Annotated in this window: 20 protein-coding genes; 9 read left to right on the top strand and 11 right to left on the bottom strand. The window is 64.0% G+C overall.

The window, feature by feature from the left end; genetic code table 11:
• Positions 1–56: 56 nt before the first annotated feature.
• The 4 genes from RXV95_RS08295 to RXV95_RS08280 form a co-directional block, all read right to left on the bottom strand.
• Positions 57–2,390 carry a TonB-dependent receptor gene (locus RXV95_RS08295; RefSeq protein WP_338465583.1) on the bottom strand — a complete coding sequence of 778 codons (2,334 nt, stop codon included), beginning with the start codon at positions 2,388–2,390 and terminating at the stop codon, positions 57–59.
• Positions 2,344–3,300 (bottom strand): FecR domain-containing protein, encoded by a 957-nt coding sequence (locus RXV95_RS08290; protein WP_338465582.1) that lies wholly within the window; start codon positions 3,298–3,300, stop codon positions 2,344–2,346. The genes RXV95_RS08295 and RXV95_RS08290 overlap by 47 nt, the downstream gene beginning before the upstream one ends.
• A complete protein-coding gene (locus RXV95_RS08285) occupies positions 3,297–3,914 on the bottom strand; it encodes a sigma-70 family RNA polymerase sigma factor (protein ID WP_338465581.1) in 618 nt (205 codons plus the stop codon). Before RXV95_RS08285 ends, RXV95_RS08290 begins: the two co-directional genes overlap by 4 nt.
• 159 nt (positions 3,915–4,073) lie before the next feature.
• Positions 4,074–5,906: a DUF885 domain-containing protein gene (locus tag RXV95_RS08280; protein ID WP_338465580.1), complete on the bottom strand. Its 1,833-nt coding sequence runs from the start codon at positions 5,904–5,906 to the stop codon at positions 4,074–4,076.
• 303 nt (positions 5,907–6,209) lie between these two features.
• On the opposite strand from RXV95_RS08280, the gene infA reads away from it, so the two are divergent.
• From infA to RXV95_RS08265, 3 genes are all read left to right on the top strand, one after another.
• On the top strand, positions 6,210–6,476 hold the full coding sequence (gene infA, locus RXV95_RS08275; RefSeq protein ID WP_338465579.1) for a translation initiation factor IF-1: 267 nt from the start codon (positions 6,210–6,212) through the stop codon (positions 6,474–6,476).
• Between the two features lie 47 nt (positions 6,477–6,523).
• Positions 6,524–6,676 carry a hypothetical protein gene (locus RXV95_RS08270; RefSeq protein ID WP_338465578.1) on the top strand — a complete coding sequence of 51 codons (153 nt, stop codon included), beginning with the start codon at positions 6,524–6,526 and terminating at the stop codon, positions 6,674–6,676.
• A 67-nt stretch (positions 6,677–6,743) separates the two neighbouring features.
• Positions 6,744–7,289 (top strand): pseudouridine synthase, encoded by a 546-nt coding sequence (locus RXV95_RS08265; protein WP_338465577.1) that lies wholly within the window; start codon positions 6,744–6,746, stop codon positions 7,287–7,289.
• 2 nt (positions 7,290–7,291) lie between these two features.
• On the opposite strand, the gene RXV95_RS08260 is transcribed toward RXV95_RS08265, so the two are convergent.
• From RXV95_RS08260 to RXV95_RS08235, 6 genes are all read right to left on the bottom strand, one after another.
• On the bottom strand, positions 7,292–8,437 hold the full coding sequence (locus RXV95_RS08260) for a cupin domain-containing protein (protein WP_338468532.1): 1,146 nt from the start codon (positions 8,435–8,437) through the stop codon (positions 7,292–7,294).
• Positions 8,438–8,439: 2 nt separating this feature from the next.
• Complete coding sequence (locus RXV95_RS08255) at positions 8,440–10,332, bottom strand: ABC-F family ATP-binding cassette domain-containing protein (protein WP_338465576.1); 1,893 nt, start codon at positions 10,330–10,332, stop codon at positions 8,440–8,442.
• A 140-nt stretch (positions 10,333–10,472) separates the two neighbouring features.
• Positions 10,473–11,018 carry a DUF4402 domain-containing protein gene (locus RXV95_RS08250; protein WP_338465575.1) on the bottom strand — a complete coding sequence of 182 codons (546 nt, stop codon included), beginning with the start codon at positions 11,016–11,018 and terminating at the stop codon, positions 10,473–10,475.
• A gap of 58 nt (positions 11,019–11,076) precedes the next feature.
• Positions 11,077–11,580, bottom strand: coding sequence for a DUF4402 domain-containing protein (locus tag RXV95_RS08245; RefSeq protein WP_338465574.1), 504 nt, complete (start codon positions 11,578–11,580; stop codon positions 11,077–11,079).
• Between the two features lie 228 nt (positions 11,581–11,808).
• Positions 11,809–12,381, bottom strand: coding sequence for a DUF4402 domain-containing protein (locus RXV95_RS08240; RefSeq protein ID WP_338465573.1), 573 nt, complete (start codon positions 12,379–12,381; stop codon positions 11,809–11,811).
• 116 nt (positions 12,382–12,497) lie between these two features.
• On the bottom strand, positions 12,498–13,010 hold the full coding sequence (locus RXV95_RS08235) for a DUF4402 domain-containing protein (RefSeq protein WP_338468531.1): 513 nt from the start codon (positions 13,008–13,010) through the stop codon (positions 12,498–12,500).
• A gap of 252 nt (positions 13,011–13,262) precedes the next feature.
• Here RXV95_RS08235 and RXV95_RS08230 point away from each other — a divergent pair, with 252 nt between their 5' ends.
• Together RXV95_RS08230 and RXV95_RS08225 are read left to right on the top strand one after the other, a co-directional pair.
• Positions 13,263–14,195: a hypothetical protein gene (locus RXV95_RS08230; protein ID WP_338465572.1), complete on the top strand. Its 933-nt coding sequence runs from the start codon at positions 13,263–13,265 to the stop codon at positions 14,193–14,195.
• Positions 14,196–14,473: 278 nt separating this feature from the next.
• Positions 14,474–18,133, top strand: coding sequence for a hypothetical protein (locus RXV95_RS08225; protein WP_338465571.1), 3,660 nt, complete (start codon positions 14,474–14,476; stop codon positions 18,131–18,133).
• Positions 18,134–18,135: 2 nt separating this feature from the next.
• Here the strand turns inward: RXV95_RS08225 and RXV95_RS08220 are convergent, their stop codons facing one another.
• Positions 18,136–19,038 carry a LysR family transcriptional regulator gene (locus RXV95_RS08220; RefSeq protein ID WP_338465570.1) on the bottom strand — a complete coding sequence of 301 codons (903 nt, stop codon included), beginning with the start codon at positions 19,036–19,038 and terminating at the stop codon, positions 18,136–18,138.
• A 223-nt stretch (positions 19,039–19,261) separates the two neighbouring features.
• On the opposite strand from RXV95_RS08220, the gene RXV95_RS08215 reads away from it, so the two are divergent.
• The 4 genes from RXV95_RS08215 to RXV95_RS08200 all read left to right on the top strand — a co-directional run bounded on the left by RXV95_RS08215 (position 19,262) and on the right by RXV95_RS08200 (position 25,867).
• Positions 19,262–21,184 carry a DUF3604 domain-containing protein gene (locus RXV95_RS08215; RefSeq protein WP_338465569.1) on the top strand — a complete coding sequence of 641 codons (1,923 nt, stop codon included), beginning with the start codon at positions 19,262–19,264 and terminating at the stop codon, positions 21,182–21,184.
• Between the two features lie 10 nt (positions 21,185–21,194).
• Entirely contained in the window at positions 21,195–22,028 is an 834-nt protein-coding gene (locus RXV95_RS08210) for a peptidylprolyl isomerase (RefSeq protein WP_338465568.1), read from the top strand.
• A complete protein-coding gene (locus tag RXV95_RS08205; protein ID WP_338465567.1) occupies positions 22,025–23,020 on the top strand; it encodes a HupE/UreJ family protein in 996 nt (331 codons plus the stop codon). Before RXV95_RS08210 ends, RXV95_RS08205 begins: the two co-directional genes overlap by 4 nt.
• A 345-nt stretch (positions 23,021–23,365) precedes the next feature.
• Positions 23,366–25,867, top strand: a complete 2,502-nt coding sequence (locus RXV95_RS08200; protein ID WP_338465566.1) for a TonB-dependent receptor — start codon at positions 23,366–23,368, stop codon at positions 25,865–25,867.
• Positions 25,868–26,065 lie beyond the last annotated feature (198 nt).

Below are 26,065 nucleotides of genomic sequence, written 5' to 3'. Positions count from 1 at the left end.
CATCGACAAGACGCCGCGTGTGCCGTTCATCCGCATCCCGGCACGCCGGAATTTTTTCAGAACGACCGGCCTATGGCGATCGTGACCGTGCGTGGACGCTGGGGAATAAATTGCCGCATCGTCGCGATCCGGAACGAATTTCCATATGCGAACCGGTTCCCACCGGCATCGAACAGGTTGTCGACATCGGCCGAGAGATGGAAGTCACCCAGCGTCACGCCACCTTCGATGCGAGTGTCGAGTAGGTTGCCCATTGCACGGTCCAGCAACGGGTCGAAACTCAACCTTGCAGGGCCGGAATATCGCACGAACGCCTTTAACCAGGCTTGCGCGCGGCCGAGCGCGAACTGCTTTTCCAGCGCGCCGCGCAAGGTGAATTCCGGAATGACGGGCAAGCGGCGGTCATCCAGCTCAAACCCCAGGTCGTTTCGCACAAGCCTTGCGTCCTGGTACGCCGCTCCCAGGTCAATCGTCCATCGGCCGGGCAAGGGTCGGCGCAATGTGGCTTCGGCGCCGATAATCCGCGCCCGCCCGGCGTTGCGTGTTTCGATCAGGCCGTCTGCAGAAAGCATGTCGGACTGAACGTCACGCCACCATGTATAATAGGCTCCAATTTCAAGCAGGCCGTCACCCCCAAGGTCGCGCCGCCAGCCGGCTTCGACGGTTGCCAGTTCATCGCCTGCAAAGGTGCGGACCTGACCGGTCCCGTCGTGGTCGATCCCGCCCTGGCGGAATGCCGTACCGAAACGCAGCCAGGCCAGCGCACTGTCATCGTTGCGCAAGCTGAGCGCGACGGTGGGCGTTATTCCGAAGCGCCGGCGGGCCTGCTGGCTTCCGCCGGCCTCGCTGCGCGTCGTTTCCACGACGTCGCGGAAAATCCTTGCCCCGCCATCCAGCGAGAGACGGCCTGCCAGCGGCGCCCCCGCGTCCACGAAAAGCGCCGTTTCGGCGCTGGTCCGGAACGTATCGGCAATCGTCAGGGCTTCGCCCGGCTGCTTGCCGGCCAGCTTCTGGACGCCATGCTGCCTTGCTTCGAGGTGCGCCGCACCCACCAGCCAGTGCAGTGCCCCACTGGTTCCATTCACGCGCAGTTCCGTGTTCCACACCCGATAGTGGCGCGTGTCGACGAACAGCGCCGGATCAGACAGGCCAAGTCCGTCCGCACCGATTGTCGCATCCAGTGTATCCTGCACTTCGTGCCGCGCAACGCTGGTAACAAGAACCGCTTCGACCACGCCGATTCCGCCTTTGACGCGCAGCGAAAACACATCGAGATCGTTGTCATGCGGCTCTGCCGCCTGTGCGGGGCGAGACCGCGCGCCGGGCGCATAGACATAGGCGCTATCGCGGGTTTCCAACCTTTGCACCTGGCCCATCGCATCGATGCGCCATCCCTGCGCCGGGACAATGCCCAGCTCCGCCCGGCCGCCCGCGACACGTGTAGCGTTCGCATTCTTGCGGGCTCCGGTATCGACCCAGCCCGGCTCATATGCCGAATACCCGACAACGCGAAGCGCCGCGCGGTCACGCGCCAGCACAAGGTTTGCCATGCCCGATCCCGTGAACCCTGGCTTCCCCGACGCGACGGATTGCGCTCCGGCCGTACCTGTTGCCGACCAGTCGCGCACATCGGCACGGTTGGTCACGATCCGGTATATCCCGCCCAGCGCACCCGTGCCGTATAGCGCGCCCTGCGGCCCCTTGAGCACTTCGACACGCGCAACGTCCACCAGCCTGAGATCGGGGTCGGGCGCTGCATAGGTGACGCGCGCATCGTCAAGCATGACCGCGACGGTCGACTGGCTTTCCCCGCCGAATGCGCTGTCCGCCACGCCGCGCAGGAACATCCTGTTGCGGCCCGGCCCCAGTCCCGTCAGCGCTATGCCTTCGGCGTTTGCCGCCACGTAATCGCTACCGGCTGCGGCATCGCCTTGCGTTTCCGCCGGAATTCGGACGACAGACGCCGCCAGCGGCAGAGACAGGAGATCCGCGTCCCGCTTTGTCGCGCTCACGACGATGGGCGCGGAACGGATCGCGCCATCGACCGAAGGTGCAGGTGCAGGCGAATGCGACGTGGCTGGTCGTGCCCACGCACGCTCTATCCGCCAAGCCGTCGGACCGACCTTGCGTGCAACCAATCCGGTGCCGCGCAACAGGCGGGCAAGCGCGGAGCCCGCCGTCATCCGCCCACGCACCCGCCGGCCGCGCACGTTCGGCAGCGCGCCGGACATTCCGATGGAAATTCCCGCCTGGCGTGAAAGCTCCGCAAGCGCGCGCGGCAACGGCTGGGGGGCAATGTCTATCGAAGCGCGACCGCTTTCCGTCGCTTCGCGGGCAACGGCCTCAGCGGGCAGCTGGACCGAGGCGATAACCGCCAGCGTCGCGGCCAAGCGACAGCCCCATGAGCTGCGAAAGGTCCCGGATAGCCGCCGCTCCATCGCCGATAACCAAGGTTCCCGAAAAATGTCGATCCTCAAGGCCACTGGCGACCCGAACGGAAACGCCCGCATAACGGCCAAGATCGCCCGCGACCAGTGCCAGCGGCGCATCTTCGTATGTAAGGCGTCCCGAACGCCATGCCCCGATATCGTCACGCGCGGCGCTTCGCACGGCGGCACGATGCGCACCGGCATCGAACGTGAGCGCTTGCCCGGCATGAAGCGCAACCGGCTGCGCAAGATCGCCCGATGTCACACGCAAGGCACCTTCGGCAACGCCCACGCGAACGGTCGAAGGCGTCGTCTGGACATCGAACCGCGTGCCGATGTCGCTGATCGTGGCCGGCCCGGCCGCAATCCGCATATGACGCGAAGGATCGTGCCGCACATCGAACCAGGCGCCGCCCGCCAGCGCAAGATGCGCCGGATCGTCGCCCGAAACGGCAAGGCGCGAATGCGGCGCCAGTCGCACGGTAGAGCCGTCGGTCAGCGCGATCGTCCGCGCCGATGCCGCCGTTTCGTAAATGCTGTCGGGCTTGCCGCGAAGAGACGGAACGACAAGGATCGCAACCGCCGCAGCAATTGCCGCGACCATGCCGCCTGCAAACCAGCGCCGGGACAGGTTGCGCGGGTAGCTTACGGCCGCGTCGGTGTCCTGCGTCGGGGGCTGGAGATCCAATTGTGCGAGATGTTCGCTGTGTTCTTCCACCAGCGCATCTGCCTCGGCAACCTCTGCATAGGCGGCGGCATGGCGAGCGCCTTCCTCCAGCCACGCCGTGAAGGCGTCCCAGTCCATGTCGTCGTGCACGGTAGCGACGTGCCAGGCTGCCGCCTGCGAAAGGATGCGGTCCGTATCGGTCATCGTTGCGGTTCCCTTGGCGGTTCCCCACCGCCTGCCGGGTCATGCTGCAATGACGCCGCCGGATCATACCATCCGCAGTCGGAAAGCGCGTTGCGCAGATGTTTCATCGCATTCGCGAGGTGCTTTTCCACCGCGCTTACGCTGATGCCCATCTCGCGCGCCACATCGGCCTGTTTCAGGCCGTTGAAGCGATGCAGCCGCAATGCGCGCGCCGCGCCCGGCGGCAGGTCCGCTATCGCGCGGTGCAGCAGTGCCGCTTCCTGCGCGCGGGAAATCGCCTGGTCCGGCGGTGGGGCGGGATCGGGCCTTTCACCCGGCGGCGCATCATGCCTGCCATCCCTGTCCACCCAGCTTCGGTCGCGCGCCATAGCGCGCCTGCGTGCCCGCGCGGCATCGAGCACGATGTTGTTCGCCATGCGGAAAAGATAGGCCCGCGCATTGGCGACCGGGCCGGTGCTGGCCGTTTCGGTCCGTATCCAGAGGTCGTGCAGCAGGTCTTCGGCCGTGGCGGCATCGCCGCAGCGCGCGGCCAGAAAGCGCAACAGCGCCGCCCGGTTTTCGGCAAAGACACCGGCAAGTCCGCTCGCAACCGGACGCTGAGAATCACCTTGCATCGAAAGGTTGTTTCCACCCGTGTCCAAGCGGACGGCCTGAAGAATCCGTGGCATGAAAGACCAGACGGCACCACGCGCCGTGTTCCGCATGCCTGCGGACCTTACCCCGCCACATTCCGTCGCGCCAGTCGCGCGGCGGCGGACAGCGATACGCCGATGTCAGGTGCTCGCCGAAGCGATATAGCGCCCGATATTCTGCGCCAAGACGTCCAGCGGCACGTTGCCGCCATCCACCACGGCCTGATCGAAATCACGCAAGTCGTATAGCGCACCCAATGCCTTTTTCGCGCGGTCGCGCTGTGCGTCGATCTCGATCTGGCCCAGCTTGTACCCGCAGGCCTGGCCCGGCCACGCGCAATAGCGGTCAACCTCGCTGGCAGCGTTGGACATCGGCAGGCCCGTGGCCGCAATGAACTGCGCAAGGGCCTTTTCGCGATTCCAGCCATAGGCGTGGATGCCGGTATCGACCACAAGTCGCACCGCGCGCCACGAAAGCCCCATCAGGTAACCCAGCCGCCCGGCCTGATCGTCATCGTACATCCCCAGTTCGTCCGCCAGCTGCTCGGAATAGAGCGCCCAGCCTTCCGAATAGGCGTTGAACGCCAGGATGGACCGGATCAGCGGAAGTTCCTGCGCATATTCGCCTTGCCACACGTGCCCCGGTATTCCTTCATGGAACACAAGATCCGGGATCGTCACCTTGTTGTGGATCGAGGGATCGCCAAGGTTCACCCAGATCTTGCCGGGGATCTTGCCGTCGATCGAACCGGGACCGCCATATGCGGCGGGCGCGCCGGGTTCCTGCGCCAGCGGCATTCGCCGGATTTCCAGATTGCCCTTCACCAGCCGCCGGAACGCGCGCGGCATCCTGGCCCGGATCGCATCGATCTTGGCCTGCATATAGGCGATGATCTGGGCGCGGCCTTCATCATTGGCCGGGAAGTTGAACTCCGGCCTGCGCTGCAATGCGGCGGCGCGCTCTCCAACCGAACCCTTCGTCAGGCCGAAGCCCTTGAGGATCACGTCCATCCGCGCGTGAAGGTCCGCCAGTTGCTCTATGCCCAGCTTGTGGATTTCCTCGGGGCTGCGGCGCGTCGTCGTGCTCGCGCGCAGGCCCCACGCGTACCACTCCTCGCCATGTGGCCGCGTCAGCATGCCCGCCGCATTTGTCGCCACCGCCCGCTGGGCGTGTATTTCGGCAAGCTGGCGTTGCAGCGCGGGGATCACCTTGTCCTTGACGATGGCCATCGCACGATCCTGCCACGGGCCTTCCAGCCCCTTCGCCTTGCGAACCAGCGGGCCGACATAGGGGCCGTCGGCGGCGGCCGCGCTGGCTATGCTGCCGGTCATCGCCTTGATCGTCCTGTCGAGCAGGAAATCGGGCGGGACCAGCCCCATCTCGCGCGCCTCGCGGATGCGGACCGTTTCACCGTCCAGCAAGGCAGGCGTTGCTTCCAGCCGCGCAAGATAGGCCGCGGCATCCTCGGCATTGCGCACCGGCTGCGTGCCATCGAAAAGCTGCGGAATGTCCAGCCAGCCGCCAACGTTCTGGACCACCCCGTATGGCGTGTTGCGCCAGCCGCCGATTGTGGCGACGCCATAGGGTAGCGCCATTCCGTCAAGCGCGGTGCGGAATGCGCTTTCGGCCACGGCAAGGCTGGTCTGCGTGGACGCATCGAGTCCGGCCTTCGGCACGGCGGCGAGTTCTCCCAGCGCACTTTTCAGGAAATGCTGGCTGGCGGCCACCCCGGCGGGCGATCGATCGTCCAGCTTGCCGCGCAGCGCAGCATGGGCACCGGTATCGACGCCCAGCGATGTCGCGGTGGTCGGGTCGAGGTCCAGCAGGTTCCAGGCCAGCTTGTCCAGCAACTGCCCGGCGGGCGTTGCCGGAGCAGCGGCGGCGCGGACGGCGGCGGGCACGGAACCGGCAATGAAAGACGTGGCGGCAACGCCGGCGAGTGCCTGTCGGCGGGTCATCCTGGTGAAGGTCATGGCATCATATGGACGAGCCGGACGCAAACCGTCAAACCCCGCCGGAACGGACCCGAAAATGGCATGAAAACAACCGGGCGGGAGATTGTGCGGAATTGCTGGAACGTCCGGCGCCGCAGCCTTTGACAACGGCCCATCTTGCAATTTTCGGATGTGGCTCTATATGAAAATTGCCTCACGTCGCTTGTGACGGAATTGGGCAGCCGCCGTGGTGCGGCTTCTTTTCCAACTCATGCCGCATGGCCCCGCACCGGGACAAGCCCGTGTGCGGTGAAAGATTTTTTGTGCGCGAAAGGATACGGTTTGGCGAAGGAAGAGCTCATTACGCTGGAAGGACAGATCGACGAGATCCTGCCCGACGGACGCTTCGGCGTGGTTCTGGAAAATGAGCACCGGATTATCGCCTATACCGCCGGGAAAATGCGCCGCTTCCGCATCCGCTCGGTCGTTGGAGATCGGGTGCATGTCGAGATGACGCCTTACGATCTGTCCAAGGGACGGATCGTCTATCGCGAACGCACGCCGGGCCAGGGTCCGGGCGGTGCACGGCGGCGCAATATCCGGCGCTGATCCGCACGTTCGAAACAGGACGGCCGCGTGCCGCCCAAAAGGAATTCATGACATATCCGAAAAGCGGTGCCGCAAGGCATCCGAAACACCTTGCCCGACGCGACAGCGCGGGTGACGATCGCGTGACGGCCAATGCCGGCCCGATCGCAACCTTGACACAAATCGAATTGCAGCGGCTCGTCGCCGCGATGGTGGACTGACGACAAAACAGCAGGCAGGGAATACGGCCCCGCAACACGCCGCCTGGCAAAGGGTGCACGCAAAGCGATGGCCAGACTTATCCTGTTCAACAAGCCGTTCGGCGTGCTGTCGCAGTTTACCGACAACAAGTCGCCCACCAGGCGGCCCACGCTATCGGATCACATCGATGTGCCCGGCGTCTATCCGGCGGGACGGCTCGATGCCGATAGCGAGGGGCTTTTGCTGCTTACGGATGACGGCAAGCTGCAGGCCCGGATCGCCGATCCCCGGTTCAAGCTGCCCAAGACCTATCTCGTGCAGGTTGAAGGCGCGCCCGACGAGGCGAAGCTGGACATGCTGCGCAAGGGCGTGCGCTTGAAAGACGGCATGACGCGGCCCGCGCAAGCAGATGCGATAGAGCCCCCTGCCCTGTGGCCGCGCGATCCGCCGGTGCGTTTTCGCAAGACCGTTCCCGATCACTGGATCAGGCTGACTATTCGCGAAGGTCGCAACCGACAGGTCCGCCGGATGACCGCCGCGGTGGGCCTGCCCACGCTGCGGCTTGTGCGCTGGAGCGTGGGGGACTGGTCGCTTGAAGGGATCGCGCCGGGATCATGGCGCGAGGGAAGCTAGACCTAGCCGGCGAATGCGATGCTGCCGCTGGTGCAAAGACGGGCAATCCGGCGAAGCGCATCATCATTTCGCGCCAGCCCGCTATCGGGCACGAAGCGAACTTGCGCGCAAAGCGCTTTTGCGAAGAGGGCAGAATCCCCCGCGCATTCGAAGCATTCGCCATCGGCAAACAGCAGCACGTCGCCGTTCGTGCCCGCCACGAACGAAAAGCGGCTGGCGGGATTGCGCACTATCGCCACGCCCGCGTCGATCGCCTTGCGCACCTCTTCGGTGGAAACGGGATTTTCCGGCCCCCATTCGATCTCGGGATTCTTGGGCGCGCTGTTATACCGGCCGAACCAGCGAACAAACGCGGCGCGATCGGCAAGTTTGCGCGTGACCGTTTCATGCAGCCGCGAAAGCGCCTCTTCGGTTATCTCGCCGGGATTGGGCTGTAGCGGAAGGCCGGGGTCGGCATAGCGCCGATCCTCTCCAAGACCGTCGAGAATATCATCCGTCCAGCCTTCGATCAGGTCATATTCCGAAGGAGCGCGAAACCCGATCGAATAGGTCATGCAATCGTCGCCAACAGCAACGCCGTTGTGCGCGATGCCGGGCGGGACATACAGCATGTCCCCCGGTTCAAGCACCCATTCCTCAACCGGTTCGAATTCGGCCAGCAGGCGCAGATCGTCATGCGGCAGAAGCGGCGTGGCATCGTCGCAACGCGCGCCAAGCTGCCAGCGTCGGCGCCCCAGCCCCTGGACAAGGAATACGTCGTAATTGTCGAAATGCGGGCCGACACCGCCGCCATCGGCGGCATAGCTGACCATCACATCGTCCAGCCTCCAGTCGGGAACGAAGCGGAACGGTTCGATCAGTTCGGCTACAGCCGGAACGTGATGGTCGACGGACTGGACCAGCAGCGTCCAGTCGCGCGTGCCGAGCGTGGCAAAGCGGTCTTCCGCCAGTGGCCCGTTTTCCAGCGCGTATCCCTTGTCCGACATCGTGACGAGGCGCGATTCGACCGCGTCTTCGCAGGCAAGGCCCGCCAGCTCGTCAGGGTCCAGCGGATTGTGCCAGTCCTTCCAGGGATTGCGGATCAGCAGCGGTTTCCGCTGCCAGGTATCGCGCAGGAAAGCCGCCGCGTCGAAGCGTTCCAGTTGCATCGTCATTGCGCCATCGCTTCCAGTGCTTCGGACGATTCGATCCAAGCTTCCTCGGTCGATCCGATCCGCTGCTCTATCGCTGCGCGGCGCTTCATAAGGTCGGACATCGACATTCCGGCAAACGGCGGCGCGGCCGACGCGGGATCGGCCAGCGCGCGGTCGAGCGTGTCCAGCTCGCCGGTCAGCCGTTCAAGCTCTGCCTCATGGCGGCCGAGCGTCTTGCGCAAGACCTTGGTCTTTTCGCGCGCTTCCGCCGATGCGCGGCGCTGTTCCTTCCGGTTGACGCCGGCCTTGCCCGCATCGCCATTGGCATCCTTGCCGCCCTGCGCCGGATCTTTCGCAAGGACGAAGGCGATGTAATCGTCGACCGATCCATCGAAGTCCTTCGCCGTGCCGCCGTCCACCAGCACCAGCCGATCCGCCGTCATTTCCAGCATGTGCCTGTCGTGGCTGACGATCAGCACCGCGCCGCTGTATTCGTTGAGCGCCTGGATCAACGCTTCGCGCGCATCGACATCAAGGTGGTTGGTCGGCTCGTCCAGGATCAGCAGGTGCGGCGCATCGCGCGTGATCAGCGCCAGCGCAAGCCGCGCACGTTCGCCGCCAGACAGCTTGCCGACTTCGGTCGTCGCCTTGGGACCGGAAAAGCCGAACCGCCCCAGTTGGCCGCGCACGGCTGCGGGGTTGGCGCCGCCCATCAGCCGCGTCATATGCTGCAACGGCGTTTCGGCGCGGTCCAGCTCTTCCACCTGGTACTGCGTGAAATAGCCGACGCGCATCTTGGCGCTGGCGTTCATTTCCCCGTCCATCGGCGACAGCTGCGCGGCCAGCAGGCGTGCCAGCGTGGTCTTGCCGTTGCCGTTGCGGCCCAGCAGCGCCATGCGCTCGTCCGGATCGAAACGCAGGTTCAACCGCCGCAGGACCGGCACATCGCCATAGCCGACGCTCGCCATGTCGAGCGTGATGAGCGGGGGGCGCAATTCGTCGCCGGGGCTGGGAAAATCGAAACTGAGCGAGGGATCGTCGATCAGTTCGGCAATCGGCTGCAGTTTGGCCAGCGCCTTGGCGCGCGACTGTGCCTGCTTGGCGGTGGAAGCCCGTGCGGAATTGCGCGCGACATAGTCCTGAAGCCGCTTGCGCTGGGCATCCTGCCTTGCCTTGGCGGAGGCGAGTTGCGCCTGCCGTTCCGCCCGCTGGCGCTCGAACGCGTCATAGCCGCCGGGATAAAGCGTCAGCTTGCCGCCGCTCAGGTGCAGGATGTGATCGACCACGTTGTTGAGAAAATCGCGCTCGTGGCTGACCAGCAGGATCGTGGCGGGATAGCCTTTCAGGAAATCTTCCAGCCACATCACCGCTTCAAGGTCGAGGTGGTTCGAAGGCTCGTCCAGCAAGAGCAGGTCCGGTGCGGAAAACAACAACGCGGCCAGTGCTACGCGCATCCGCCACCCGCCGGAAAAGCTTTCGAGCGGGCGGGCCTGCGCATCCTCGTCGAAACCGAGACCGCTCAGGATGCGCGCGGCGCGCGCGGGCGCGGCATGCGCATCGATGGCGATCAGGCGTTCGTGGATGTCTGCAAGGCGGTGCGGTTCCTCGCACGTTTCGCTTTCGGCCATCAGCGCGGCGCGTTCGGTATCGGCGGCCAGCACCGTTTCGAACGGCGTCGCCTCACCCGCCGGGGCTTCCTGCGCGATATAGCCGATGCGGCTGCCGCGCGGCATGTCCACCGATCCGCTGTCAGCCTCGAGCATCCCGGCGATCACGCGCACGAGTGTGGACTTGCCCGCGCCATTGCGGCCGATCAGCCCGATCCGGCCGCCCGGCGGCAAGCGCGAACTCGCGCCGTCGATAATCGTGCGCCCGCCCAGCCTGACGGTTATGTCTGTGAGGTTCAGCATTGCGCGACCAGATAGCGCGGCAAACGCGCGGCACAAGCGCTGCATCATGTTCGCGGGTGTATTGCAGTCGCCCGATGCGCAATCTCCGCGCCGTTCGCGCGGAGTTTCATGCGGGTAAAACGGTGAACGCCCCGCTTACCTTATTGATAAAGGACAGTTACCTGGAAGGTACCGGAATAACTCCCGGTCTGCTGGTTCGCGTTCACGTTCAGCGTGCCGCCGACTTTCAGCGTGAACATCCCGTCCGCATCGAACACGCTCTTCCCGTTCTTCACGTTCGCGGTGATGTTGCTCACCAGCATGGATGCACCGCCGTTGGAAATGGTGATGTCCTTGGGCACCTTGGCGATGAAGAAGCGGTTCTTCGTGCCGTTCAGGCGAAACGCGGCGGGGCCGCGCCCGGTTGACGGCTGGGAAATGGCATCCTGCCCGGTCATGCCGCTGGCGGTGGAAACCGTTCCGTCCGGCGCAACGGCAATCGTGCCGCCTGCGACCGGACTGATGAACGCCCCGAAGCGCATATCGTCCAGCAACCGGATATCCATCGGTTCGACGACGTTGGCCTGAACCTTGCCCGTAACGCTCGACTGGCTGGCGCTACCCGCCAGCGCCGGCGACGGGCACAGGCAGGCCGCAGCCAGTCCGCCCAGTCCCGAAAGGACGGCGGCAGATGGGAGAATGCGCATCGTCGCTGCTCTGCTAGCAATGCGGGCAGGCGGTTTCCCGCCCACCCGCGAGCGAAGATCAGTTGTAGGTTACGGTCGCGTCATAGGTGCCGGTATAGGAACCGGGCGCCTGGCTGGCACCGACCGTCAGCGTGCCGCCAACGGTGAAGGTGGCAGCACCGCTGCTGTCCAGCGTGCCCTTGGCCGGGGCGTTGGTGGTGAAATCCATTGTGGAGGGCGTGGTGCCTCCGGTCGAAACCGTGCTGTCCGTGGTGGAGATCGAAAAGGCCGTATCCGCCTGTCCGCCAACGGTGAAGCTGTCGGCCGAATTGGTCGAAGCGGCAACGAAGCTGACGTCGCCCGTAACCGAACCGCGACCATTGCGGTTGACCACGACGGTGCCGCCGGTGCCGGCACTGAACGAACCGAAGGCCAGGACCGCGCCGCTGTCATGGTCAAGCGTGATCGGCGAAACAACCGTCGCCGTCGCATCACCCGATGCCGTCGCCGAACTGGGCGCCGCATGTGCGGGCGTTGAAAAAGCCGCGGCCGATGCGGCAACCAGGATAATCTTCTTGAACATCTGCGTACCTCGCTCATGACAATCGCCACACAGGGCGATGGATTCAAAGCCAGAAGGCGGTCCCCCCGATCTTCAGGCTGAGGCACGTATTAGTGCTTAGTAGTTAACGAAGTTTATCATTTGCGAAAGCGCACGGTATCGCGCGTTAATCGACATTTTGCGATTGGATTTCCCGCCGGACACCAGGCGAATGCCGCCGATTACGGGCCCCGCAAGCACGCCGGGCGTTCAATCGTAGTCTATCAGAACCGCGATCCGGGCGGTGAAATGGCCTGCTTTCGTAAACGGCGGGACAACCAGCGTGCCGCCTATTTGCAGCCGGTCCGAACCAGCGCCGTCCAGTTGCCCCTCGCCGATTCGGTCCACGGCTGACCGCGCGCGCGCCGCAAGCGCGACAACCTTCAGCGCAAGCGCCGGATTGCGCGGATCGCGGGCGGTCGCTTCGGCGGGAAGGCGCACACGATATCGCCGTCCCGGCTCACCCGTTACCAGGAACGATGCGGCATGGACCGCGCCGCACGCTGCATCGGTTCCGCAATCGGCCTGCCGCGCGGAGCCCGCGAACCGCGCCGCGCGCGCGAAAGGCGCCACCCGAACCGTTCCGCCGCCCTTGCCGGTTGCCGCAACCGTCCCGAAATCCAGATCGCCAGTCCGCGTGACCGACAGTGGTCGCACCACAATGGCACTCACCCTGCCCCGCGCCGAAGCCTCCTGCGCGCTGGCAACCGATGTGGGGACGGCACCGGCAATAATTGCCGCTGCGGCCAGCGCGCGAATGGCATCGATCTTTTCGGCCTTCATCGCATATTCCGTCCTGCCGGGGGGCTACAGGTCGGACGTGCCGGAAAACCGGCACGTTCACGCTAAACCTTACTCAGTAACAATGCCTATCACACCGCAGGGAGCACCGAAACGAACTAGTTCATCGCCACCAGCGTCGCGTTGACGGGGATCGGGATCGCGATGGCCGCACCGCCAAAGGCGCGGGTCACATCCAGCCGTCCGCCGACGTGGAACGTGCGCGAGCAGGTCCGCGTGACGCAGTTGGCGAACTCTATCTGATACACCTGCCCCGCCGTCAGAACCGATGCGCCCGGAAGATCGGAATCGAACTGGCCGAGCCGGGCCGTCACACCGCCGACAATCACCTGCGACGCCGGGAAAACCACTAGCTCTATCATAACGTCCAGCGGCCGGCGGCTCTGGTTGCCGCGATCGAAAGTGACGGTGAACTGTGCCGGTCGCGCCGTGCTTCCGGGCAGGTTCATCACGCCCGAATCCTGCACCGTCCCGGTATAGGAAACGGTGCGCGATCCTTGCGAAAAGACGATCATCCGGCCGAAAGCGAGATCGTTGTCCGCCGTGACGCTGACGCTGGGCGGATTGGCCAGGGCCGGCGTGCCAGCCAGCGCCGCAAGGGCCGCCGTCATCGCGCCCACGCACACACTTGCCTTGCGCAGCGACCGCTGCCTTGCCGTCTTCCGGAAATTGCCACCCGTTCCGCCCATTCCGGGCGAATAGTGGCGCAGGCAATTCGCCACCGCAACCAGGCAGGTGGGGAAAGCAGGGACAAGTTTGTTAACCGCGCGAAACATCAGGTGTGCACTACTCGTTGGCAATCATTGCCTTTCTTACGCGGAATCCCATAGAGCTATTTTGTTTTTAGTTAACCGGGATTAACGATGTTGCCGACCGATTTGCGAAAGCTGCCTGTGCTGGTCGCCGGTCTTGCGCTTGCTTTCGCCTCTGGCCCGTCCGGCGCACAAGAGGCCGCGCCGCCGCCGATGGGGCCGGACGGCAAGCCCCCCGCCGGATCGGTGGGCGGCATGGGCGATATCAACATCTACCCCAAGCGCGTGGTGATCGACGGCCGCCAGCGCATCGCCACGATCGGCCTTTACAACAAGACGGCGAATACCGGCGAATACGAAACGCGCATCGTGGACATGGCGATGTCGAACGACGGGCAGGTAACGAACCTGGACAAGGTTCAGGACGCTGACCTGAAAGCAAAGGTGCAGACCGCAAGCGCCATGTTGCGCTGGTCGCCCCGGCGCGTGATGCTGCAAGGCAACGAGGCGCAGACGATCCACGTCATGGCCCGCACCCGGCCGGGCATGGCGCCGGGCGAATACCGATCGCACTTCGTCGTCGTCTCCGTGCCCCCTGCCGACGAGACCAGCTTCTCCATCGACAATGCGCTTGGCAAGGTGGACAACAAATCCGTCGGCGTGCGGATCATCCCGCGCTTCGGGATTTCCATCCCGGTCATCGTTCGCATCGGGGAAACCACGCTGAAATCGGGATTGAAGGACGTGTCCTTCACCCCCAACGACGACGGCGGCGGGACGATAGACCTTGTTATCACGCGCGAAGGCACACGATCCTCGTTCGGCGACCTGATCGTGACCGCGCCGGGATCGAACGAACCGGTCGCGCTGTTGAAGGGCGTTGGCGTCTATCCGGAGATCGACTGGCGCAAGGTTTCCATTCCGGTTCGCCCGGAAATCAGGGAACAGCGCCTCAAGCCGGGCATGCGGTTGACCGTAACCTATGTCGACGATGACGTGAATCCGGGCCAGACGCTGGCCAAGCAGGACTTCGTCGTGCCGTGAGATCGCGCCTGTGGCCTGGCCGCGCACCAGCGGCCGGCCTTGCCTCGGTCATCGTTGGCGCAACTTTGTGGCTGCGGTTCGGCGGCCCGGCGCCGACGGCCGATGTCGGTTCCGACACATCGGCGCGGCCCGGCCACAAGCAGGGCAGGACCACGGGGCAGAAGCAGCAAGGCGACATCCCGGCTCCGGCGTTCGCCATAACGCCGGTAAAGGCAGCCCCTTCCGACGGGCGGCGGGGACCGGATGCGGCAATGCGTCCGCTAGCGCCATCCGGGCGCATGACCGACGCCCGTGCCGCCGTGCCGGACAAGGCAGCACTGCTTGGCAGCGCAAGCCATGCCGCGCTTGCAGGCGTGCCCCCTCCGCTGCCGGACGTGCAGCCCCCGATTCCGACTGCTACGGATCATGCGCCGCAACCGTCGCCGAAGCGGCAGGAAACCCCCGAACAAGACCTGGCATCGCAATCGAGTCCGATATTAAATGCTGGCGCGGTCGCGATTGCGCCCGGCCTGGGGACAGCACCCATCGCAAGTGCGGCCGGGTTGCTCCAGGGCGTAACCATCGCAAGGATTGACGAAGACGACGCGCAACCCGTCCGGTATGCAACGACGGACAGCCATCCGGTCCCGGCGATAGATACAACGGGCAGGACGTTTCCGCCCGCCAATCAGGCGTTCACGACTGCCCGCGAACCTTCGCAGCCGCTTGCATTGCCCTCTGCCGCAAAGGCCGCAAGTCCGGAGAGCAAGGGGCAGGCCGTGGCGCTGACGCTGGGCGACAGACCGATTGCGACGGCGCAACACTTGCCCGTTTTCGACCTGCCGGGAATCGCGGCAAACCCGCCAACGGAAACCGTATCCATTCCCGCGCCCAATGTCCGCAAACTGGCATCGCGCGCGGACAGCCGGACGATTCCGGACCCGGCATTCGGCACGGACGAAGCAACCAAAACCGCATCAGCGCCCGTGCGCGCTCCGTCCAGCCAATCCGCGTCGGCAAGACCGCATCTGCGACACACCGCGCGCCGGTCCATCGCCCGCTCCTTTCCCGAAGCGCAGCCGATTGCCGGAACGGATGCCAACCTCGCCCTGTCGCAACCGACCGCACCGCAACCCGCCAAAGCGATGCCGGAACCTGCGTTCGGCAAGACGGGCGGCGCGGCGGGAAGCGACAGGGACGCCAGCTTCGCCCCCCTCCCCGCAGCAATGCCCACCGGCAAGGCGCAGGGCACCTCCGGGACAATGCCCGCGGCAACACCGAACGCCGACCTTGCGAATGCCCCCGGACCGTTGCCTTCCCGTCCCGGCAAGGCAGTTCGCTTTTCCTATGACGACGAACTGATCCTGACGATCCGCACCAAGCCTGCCGTTGCGGCCTCGGGCGACGACACGCTGATCGCCTATGGAACGCCCGACGGAATTTTCCTGCCGGTGGGCGCGCTTGCCCGCTATCTCGACCTTGCCATAGCGATCAGCGACGATGGCCATTATGCCAGCGGCTGGTTCATCGACCAGAACCGCACGCTTCGTATAAACCTGCGCCAGGGCCAGATCACGCTCAACGGCAAGACCATGCCGCTCGATCCGGGGGAAGCAACCGCCTTCGATGGCGAGCTTTACCTGCGATCGGACAAGTTCGCGGATTTGCTGCCGCTTACGATCAAGACCGACCTGCGGGACCAGTCGGTCACGATCGAAACGCTTGAGCCCTTCCCGTTCCAGTTGCGCGCCCAGCGCGAGGCGGAACGCGAAAAACTGGCCGCGCAAGGCGGGCGCAATGGACAGAAGCACTGGCCGCGACGGGAAACGCCGTGGCTACCCGTTTCCGTGCCGCTGGCGGACGTGGAGTTTCGCACCCTGTCCGACAGCGCGCTGGGCACCCGGCTCGAAGGCGACCTGCGGCTTTCGGGCGATCTTGCCTATATGACGACGCAACTGTTCCTGGGCGCGACCACGCGGGATGGACTGGTCAGTTCCCGGCTCGAAATCGGGCGGCAGGATCCGGACGCGAGCCTTCTGGGGCCACTGCACGCCACGGAATTCCAGGTGGGCGATGTTGCGACGCCGACGATGGCCATGGGATTGCGGGGAACCGGCGGGCGCGGCGTTACGCTTACCAATGCGCCGCTGGAAAGCGCGTCCGTCTTCGATACGATCGACCTGCGCGGCCCCCTGCCCGACGGGTACGAGGTAGAACTCTATCGCAATGGCGTACTGGTGGGATCGACGCGGATGTCCGTGAACGGGCAGTACGAGTTCCTGCAACTGCCGGTCGATTACGGCATCAACGTGTTTCGCTTCGTGTTCTATGGCCCGCAAGGCCAGCGCAGCGAATCCGTGCGCACCATCAATGTCGGCGACGGGCGGCTGGCGGCGGGCCAGCTGGTTTACAGTTTCGGCGCGGTCCAGAAAGACACCAACGTCTTCAACACGACAGGCCCCAATTTCACGCCTACCCGCGATTACGGGCTGTGGCGCGGCAACCTGCAGCTTGCCTATGGCATCAACGGCACGCTTACCGCCACGGCCGGCGCGGCATGGTTCGATACGCAGGAAGGTCGCCGGCAGCTTGCCACCGCAGGATTGCGGACAGGCATCGGCAAGCTGGCCGCCAAGCTGGACATCGGCCTGGAAAACGGCGGTGCGACCGGTGTTGAAGTGGGCCTGGGCGGACGGGTATTCGGATCGGCCTTCACCTTCACCCACGCGGAATATCGCGGCGATTTCGTGGACGAGGTGCGCAGCTTCACCGGCGACGTGCTTACCCGCGCGACGGTGTTGAACGTCAACACCACGATCGGCATCGGCAAGGGTGCGGCGGGCGGCGTAATTCCGCTTTCGGCGCGCGTCCAACGTTTCCAGTACCGGGGCGGACGCACGCAGACGACCGCTTCATTGCGAGGGTCGGCGCAGGTCGGCACCTTCATGGCCTCGAACAGCCTGGATTACAGCAACACCTCCGATCCGACGGGCGGCAGCACCAACCAGTTGCTGGGCACGTTCGATCTGTCCACGCTGGCAGGTTCGCGCCGCCTTGTCCGCGCGTCCGCGACATACGAGATCGTGCCGACGCCGCGCATCGCGTCCACCGCGCTCGAAGTGGATTACCAGGTGGACGACCTGACGCGCGTTCACGGCTCCGTCAGCCATGCCTTCGCCGAGAGCGATACGCAGATCAGCGCGTCGCTGGTGCGCAAGATCGGCCCCGCATCGCTTGCTTTCGACGGGACTTACGGTTTCGGGCGGCAAAATTATGCGGTCGGCCTGCGTCTTGGCTTCAGTTTCGGCCGCGACCCGCTGACCGGGCGGATGTTCGTGGGCGAGCCCGGGCTGGCGTCATCGGGCGCGGTTGCCGTGCGCGCCTATCGCGACCGGAACGGCAACCACCGCTATGATCCGGGCGAGCCGGCCATTCCCAAGGTCGCCTTCTCTACATTCAACGACACGGTGGAAGCCGACGATCAAGGCGTCGCGCTGCTGACCGGGCTGGGCAGCGGCACGCGCGCAAGCGTGCAGGCTGACCCGTCAACCTTTCCGGACATCATGGACGTTGCGGAAACGCGCGGGTTCGAAGTCGTCCCCAGACCGGGGCGTATCCACGTATCCAACTATGCGATCGAGGAAACCAGCGACATCGAAGGGACCGCCTTCTTCCGCTCGCAGACATCGGCAAGAGGCGTGTCGGGCCTGCGGCTCGACCTGCTCGATGCGGACGGGAAAGTGGTCAAATCCGCGCGAACCGAAGCGGACGGCTATTTCCTGTTCGAACAGATTCCGCCCGGCGCCTATCGCATCGTCATCGAAGCGGACCAGGCAGACAGCCTGAAAATCGCGATCAGCCCGGCGGCGGCCGTAAAAGTGGGGAACTCGGCAACGACGATTGAGGCAAAGGTCTTCGTCGAAAAGGCTATCCTCGAAAAGTCCGGCCCGGCGCAATAGCGTCATCCATTCACGCCACGAAACATGTCACGCGCGATTGCGGCAATGGCCGAGAACATCGGCGTGCGCGCAAATTCCGGCGGAGACAGCATCCAGCATTCATACGTGAGCGGCGGCTTGAAGGTTGGTATCGTAACGATCGTTCCCGCATCGATCAGGTCGGCAAAGAAGGTTCGGGGGGCCAGCGTCAGGCAATCGGATCGACCGATCTGGTCAAGCAGAACCTCGTAATTGTCGGATTCCAGCGCAACGCCGCGCGATCGGCCTTTGTCCGGCGGAAATTCGAGCCAATCCATCACATGCGCGGGCATACCCGGCAAGGCGAAGTCGAATGCGCGAAGATCGTCTTGCGCAACCACGCCTGCTGTCTGGAGAGGATGGCCGCTGCGCGCGATCACGACGACATCGTCGCTGAATATCCTGGCGCGGATCAGGTCATCTTCCTTGCGCGCCACTTCGTGATAGACGAAGACCGCATCCATCTTGCGTTCGGTCGCCAGCCGCGTGAGGTCGTCCGCCCCCGTCTGGGTGATCTGGTAATGGACGCCGGGGAAGCGATCCCTGATCCGCCTGACCAAGTCCGGCAGCAGCACATGCTTCAGCATCGGGCCGATTCCCAACCTGAGAAGGCCCTCCTCACCATCGTGACGCCGCTTTGCCTCGGCCATCAGCCGCGCGGCATCCTCCAGCAAGGGTTCGGCCCCTTTGGCGATGAATTCTGCCGCCGGGGTCGGGCGCGCTCCCGTGGGCGTGCGCTCGAACAGCTTGTAGCCAAGCTGCGTTTCCATGCGCATCACGGCCTTGCTCAGGGTCGGCTGCGTGATCTTCAATTCGCGCGCCGCGGCCCGGAAGCCACCCGCGCGATGGATCGCGACGATCATTTCCAACTGATGCAGGCTGATCATTATCCGGCCCCTCTCCGGGGTGGAGTGATAGCCAACGGCTTTCACCTGCACAAATATTTTGCGCGCCGCACTGTCGCGCCGTGGTGCTAGCCTGCGCGGCGACCATCGCATCCGGGGGATAAAAGTCGAACGCTGGAATTGAAAGTCCCGGTGCGGAACCGGGACAAGGCGCGATCTTCGGCAAACCGAAGATCGCGATACACAGTTGTTTGGGGGAAATGCCGTGAAAAAATCTGTTCTTGCCGGAACCGGCATGGCTGCTCTGGCCGCCGGATTGCTCATCTTCGCGAGCAACCGGTCCGAAGCGACGCAGGTCGCACCGGCTGCCGCAGGTAATGCCGGAACCGTCAAGCTGACCGACGTGCCCGAACGCGTCTATTGGGGCGACACGCACCTCCACACGGCCAATTCTGTCGATGCCTTCGGTTTCGGCAATCGCCTGATGCCCGAAGATGCGCTGCGCTTTGCGCGTGGTGAGGAAGTCACCTCTTCCACCGGGATCAAGGCGAAGCTCGCCCGCCCGCTCGATTTCCTGGTCATCACCGATCACGCTGAAGGGCTTGGTTCGACCAAGGCGTTTTACGATACGCCGCGCAGCCAGATCCGCGATCCCAGAATGCTGCACTGGTATGACCTGATGCACCAAGGCATCGGCGGATCGCTGAAGGCAACCGCCGAAATGCTGATCGCGCGCGGCAAGAACGAAGGGGCGTTCGGTTTCGATGCCGGCGGAGACAAGCTTACGCGCTCCGTTTGGGATGCGCAGATCGACACGGTCGAACGCTATAACCAGCCGGGCAGGTTCACCGCGTTCATCGGTTTCGAATACACGCTGATGGATGGCGGCAACAACCTCCACCGCAACCTTGTGTTCCGCGATGGCGGCAGCAAGGCCCGCCAGGTTCTCCCCGCAGACCCCGGCTTCCTGAAAACGCCCGACAGGCTGTGGGACTACATGGACGCCTATGAGAAGAAAACGGGCGGCAAGGTGCTGGCGATCCCGCACAACTCCAACCTGTCGAACGGGTTGATGTTCATGATGACCGAACCCGGCGGCGGCCCGATGAGCGCAGCCTATGCCCGTCGCCGCGCCGCGCACGAACCGCTGGTCGAGATCACGCAGATCAAGGGCGACAGCGAAACGCACCCCTTCCTTTCGCCCAACGACGAATTCGCCGGTTTCGGCGTTGCCGGGTGGGACCAGAACAACCTGCTGCACAGCCAGCCCACCACGCCCGACATGTACGCAGGCGATTATGTGCGCGAGGCATTGAAACGCGGCCTGCAGATCGCGCAACGAACCGGTGAAAATCCCTACAAGTTCGGCGTCGTCGGCTCGACAGACAGCCACACCGCGCTCTCCACCGCCGATGACGACAATTTCTTCGGCAAGCATCCGGGCGTGGAGCCCAATCCGCACCGCACAACCGACACGCTGATCCCCGGCATGCCGAAAGAGAAGGTCGGGATCATGAACTGGCAGACGCTGGCCAGCGGTTATGCGGCGGTCTGGGCGCGGGCCAACACCCGCGCGGAACTGTGGGACGCGATGAAGCGGCGCGAGGTCTATGCCACCACCGGCCCGCGCATGGTGCTGCGCTTCTTCGGCGGCTGGAATTTCACCGATAGCGACCTGAAGGGCGACTGGGTTCACGCAGGATACGGGCGCGGCGTGCCGATGGGCGGCACGCTGGGCACGCGGGGCAAGAACGGCGCCCCCAGCTTCATCGTTTCCGCGCTGAAAGACCCGATTGGCGCCAACCTCGACCGCGTTCAGGTGGTCAAGGGCTGGACCGACAAGGCGGGCAAGAGCCACGAAAAGGTGTTCGACGTCGTGTGGAGCGACATGGACAAGCGCCGGATCATGAACGGCAAGGTTCCGGCGGTGGGCAACACCGTCGATACCGGCAAGGCGACCTATGCCAATTCGATCGGCGCACCCGCGCTGGCGACGGTGTGGACCGATCCCGAGTTCGATCCTACACAGCGCGCATTCTATTACCTGCGCGTGCTGCAGATCCCCACGCCGACCTGGATGGATTACGACAAGGTGAAGTTCAACGAGACGCTTCCCGCCGAAATCCCGCTGACCCAGCAGGAGCGCGGCTATACATCGCCCATCTGGTACACGCCGCCCGTTTCATGAAGATGGACGCATGACCCTGAAACAAGGCGCGCGGGCCATGCTGCGCGAACCGCTGGTCCATTTCCTGCTGGCCGGCGCCGCGATTTTCGCGATCTGGTCAAATGTCCCGCCCGATCCGGGCGAACGGCGCATCGTGGTGAGCGAGGCGATGGTCACGCGGCTCGTCGACCGCTGGATGGAAACCTATCACCGCCCGCCCACGCAGGACGAGATAGATGGCATGATCCGCGACGATGTGAAGGATCAGGTCTATTACCGCGAAGCACAGCGCCTTGGATTGGACCGGGATGACGAGGTCGTGATCAAGCGGATGCGCAACAAGATGGAATCGCTGGCGATGTCAGACGCGCAGGCCGCCACGCCCAGCGATGCCGAATTGCAGGCGCTGCTGGACAAAGACCCGGCAAAATACGCGCCCAACCCGGTCTATGCCTTCGATCAGGTCTATCTGGGCGACGACACCCCGGCGAACCGCGCCGCGGCAAAGACCGCGCTCGCCAGGCTCAGGGCTGGCGCCGATCCGCGAAGCATCGGCAAGCCGATCCCGCTGCCGATGCATTTCGATGGCGTCTCTTCGGCCGACATCGCCGACCAGCTTGGCGACGACTTTGCCGGTGCGCTGCTGAAGCTGCCCGAAGGACAATGGACCGGCCCCGTTACATCGGGCGTCGGGCTGCACCTTGTGCGGATCGACAAGCGCGTGTTGCCGCGCAAGCCCACGCTCGACGAAGTGCGCCAGCGGGTCGAGAACGACTGGCGATCGGCCAGATCGAAGCAGGCAATCGACAAGGCCTTCAACGAGATGGTCAACGGTTACGACGTGGTGATCGAGAAGCCGCGATGAGCCTGCGCCCGATCGTCACCGCGTGCGTGGCGTTTTGCCTTGCGCTTCTCTCCTTCGCGCACACGGCGCGCGCGGATGTGTTGCAGCCGGGCTATCTGGAACTCGACGAGCAAACGCAGGGCACGTGGAAAGTCATCTGGAAGGCGCCGATCCTTGGCGGCATCGCGATCCGCGCGCGCCCTTCCCTGCCCGAATGGTGCAAACTCTCTCGCGGGGAGCCGCGCTTGCAAGGCGCGGCGCTGGTCGAAACGATGACCGCCACCTGCTCCAAGCCGCTTGCTGGCGGCAAGGTGGGACTAAAGGGGCTGGAGCGCGGTTATACCGACGCCTTGTTGCGCATCGCTCCGCTGGGTGAGCCTGTCGACGCGCAACGCCTGACGCCTGATGCGCCATTCATCACCGTGCCGGTCAAGCCCGACCGCTGGCAGGTCGCCCGAACATACCTGAGCCTCGGCATCGAACACATCCTGACCGGGTGGGACCATTTCCTGTTCGTGCTGTGCCTGGTGCTGCTGATCCGGCGCGGCTGGCAAGTCGCGAAAACGGTAACGGCATTCACTGTTGCCCACTCTCTGACGCTGGCGGCAACCACACTGGGGCTGTTCACCATTCCGCGACGCCCGGTGGAGATCTGCATCGCGCTGTCGATCGTGTTTCTGGCGGTAGAGATCGTGAAGGAAGACCCGGCGCACCCACGCCTCACCTCGCGCGTTCCGTGGCTGGTGGCGTTCAGCTTCGGCCTGCTCCACGGATTCGGGTTTGCTGCCGCACTGGCGGAGATTGGCGTGCCGCAAAGCGACGTACCGATGGCGCTGTTCAGCTTCAATGTGGGCGTGGAAATCGGCCAGCTAGCCATCGTGGCGCTCGGCTTCGCGATCATCGCGCTGGTCAAGCGTTTCGCGGCAAGCGCCGAAGTCCGCCTGCGCCATATCGCCGCTTACCTGATCGGCAGCACAGCGGCGTTCTGGATGATCCAGCGCGCCGTCTTGTGATGGCGATAGACTGACAGTCCGCGCCGCACCAATCGGTGCGCGCGCACCATTTGCCGAGGCATATTGCAGGAGAATCGGATTCGCGACCATCAACCTTGTCCGTTGCGGACAGGGCAAACCGGGACGCACACTGATGCCGGCTGAAAAGTGCCTGTCGGCCAGCAAGTTATGCAGTTGCACAACCTGTGAAACGCAATTTAGTTTTCCAACTAGCTAAATCCGTCCCGCGATGATATTCCTCCTGTCGCAGGCCCAAACAACGACCGCGGGCATTGCGCCAGAAAACATCGGAAACACGATGGGACAGGAGGATGTATGAAGGTTCGTCACGCACTAAGAATAGGTGTGCCAGCTCTGATCGTCGGAATTGCGATTGCTTCGCCCGCATATGCGGCAGACGACGGGCAAAACGAATCCACGGCCAGCCTGGCCGCAGGCGCCCCTGCCCAGGACGGGACGCAGGACCAGGCGGGCACCGGCCAGTTGAAGCAGATCGTCGTGACGGCCCAGAAGCGTGTCGAACGTGAAAACGACATCGGCATGTCCATCCAGGCTGTCGGAAGCGAGGAACTTACGCGCCTGGGCATCAAGGACACGGCAGACCTTTCAAAGGTCACGCCCGGCCTGAACTTCACGCCATCGGCCTATGGCACGCCAATTTTCACCATTCGCGGCGTGGGCTTCCAGGACACCTCGCTCGCGGCCTCCCCAACGGTCAGCGTCTATGTTGACGAAGTGCCATTGCCGTTCTCGGTGATGACCGCGGGTGCATCGCTGGACCTGCAACGGGTCGAAGTGCTCAAGGGACCGCAAGGCATCCTGTTCGGCCAGAACGCCACCGGCGGCGCGATCAACTATATCGCCAACAAGCCGACCGACACGTTCTCTGCCGGTGCCGATGTCAGTTATGGCCGCTTCGACCAGCTTGACGCGCAGGTGTTCGTTTCAGGACCGCTGAGCGACAGCCTGAAGTATCGCGTTGCGGTGCGCCGCCAGTCGATGGACGATTGGCAGCACGGTTTCACGGGCCCCATGTCGTCCGGTCAGCAAGACCTCTGGACTGGCCGCGTGATGTTGCAGTTCGAACCCACCAACACCTTCCGCGCGACGCTGAACGTGAATGGCTGGCGCGACCGGTCCGACACGCAGGTGCCGCAATTCTTCGGCGTGGTGCCGCTAAATCCGTTGAACGGCGTCGATCCCCGGATCCTGGCCTATCCGCTGGCGCCGCACGATCCCAGGGCCGCGGATCGCAGCGCATGCATCAACAATTCGCCGTTCAACGAACCGTTCAACACCATCCCGCCGCCATATGGTTTTACACCCGACCGGCCAACGACGGCGAGCAATTGCACCAGCCTGGCGCGCGACAACAGCTTTTACCAGATCGCGTTGCGCATGGAGCTGGACCTGTCTGATTCCGTCACGCTGACGTCGGTCAGCGCCTATGAGCATTTCAAGCGCGACCAGCCGGTGGAAGGCGATGGCCTGATCTATCAGGACTATGAATCGCAGCAGCGCGGTTACATCGATACGCTCTATCAGGAACTGCGGCTGAGCGGGTCGTTCTCCACCACGGGGAACTGGATCGTCGGCGTGAACTACGAACGCGACAAGACATACGACAATTTCCTGCAAAGTTACGGCAACTCCGGCGCGGTGCCCACGCTAGGCATCCTGCTTGGGCCGACGAACCCGCAGAACCGCCAGAAAACGCAGACGTATGCGGTGTTCGGCAACGTCCAGGTGCCCTTGACCGATACGCTGTCCGTCTATGCCGGCGGGCGCTACACCAAGGTCAACAAGGACTATCAGGGCTGCGCGCACGATTCCGGCGACGGGACATGGTCGCTGGCGTCCCAGGCCATCCAGAACCTTCTCGCCTTCGTAAACGGCTATATCACGCAGGCCGAATATCTTGCCGGACAGGGTCCGGGCGTGGATGCCGGACCGGGCGCCTGCGCCACCACCGGACCTGGGCCGACGTTCAACCCCGCAACGCCGGACTTCTTCAACACGCTGGACCAGGACAATTTCTCGTTCCGCGCAGGCGTGGACTGGAAGCCCATTCCCGATACGCTGATCTATGCGAACATCAGCCGCGGCTTCAAGGCGGGCGGATTCCCGACCGTCGCGACGAGTTCCTATACCCAGCTTGAGCCCGCGGTGCAGGAACAGCTTACCGCTTACGAACTGGGCGTGAAGAGCACCCTGTTCGACCGGCATATGCAGTTGAACGCCGCGCTGTTCTATTACGATTACAAGGACAAGCAGATACTGGGCAGCCTGACGGACCCCGTGTTTGGCGCGCTTCCCGCACTGGTCAACGTGCCGAAGTCCGAAGTGAAGGGCTTTGAGGTTTCAACGCAGATCGCGCCGTTTGCCGGCTTCAACATGTCGGCCGGTGTCAGCTATGCGAAGAGCAGGGTTATCGGCGATTACTACAATTACGATCCGTTCAACCCGATGCCCGTCAACTTCAAGGACGAGCCCTTCCCCAACGCTCCGCCGTGGCAGGCCTATGGCGACGCGCAGTACACGTTCGCGCTGACGGACTCGCTCGACGCGTTTTTCGGCGGCACGATCAACTACCAGTCCAGCACGCGGCAGTTCTTTTATGACCAGGGTCCGAATCCGGTACAACCGGCGGACCTGCTGGAAATTCCCGCACGCACGCTGGTGGATCTTCGTGCCGGTATTGAGAAAGGACCGTGGACCCTGCAGTTCTGGGGCCGCAACGTGTTCAACAAGTGGTACTGGACGCAGGCCACCCATACCAACGATGCCCTGCTTCGCTTCACCGGCATGCCGGCGACATACGGCATGACGTTCAGCTGGAAGATGTAAGGCAGCTGTAAGATGCAAGGGCACCGGCAAACGGAATGCCCATAACGAAACGATAGCCCCCGGAGTTCTCTCTCTCTCCACCTGTTCCCGTGAGTACCCGGGGGCTGTCACTGACAACGGTTTTATCTTGAAACGACAATGGAGATCCTGTGATCGATAACGCCCCGTGCGCCTTGCGCGAAAATACCCTGTTTGCCC

Origin of the sequence: Novosphingobium sp. ZN18A2 (assembly GCF_036784765.1) — a bacterium.
Lineage (GTDB): Bacteria > Pseudomonadota > Alphaproteobacteria > Sphingomonadales > Sphingomonadaceae > Novosphingobium.
The sequence above is the reverse complement of the archived record's forward strand: the minus strand, read 5'-3'. Positions and strand labels throughout refer to the sequence as shown.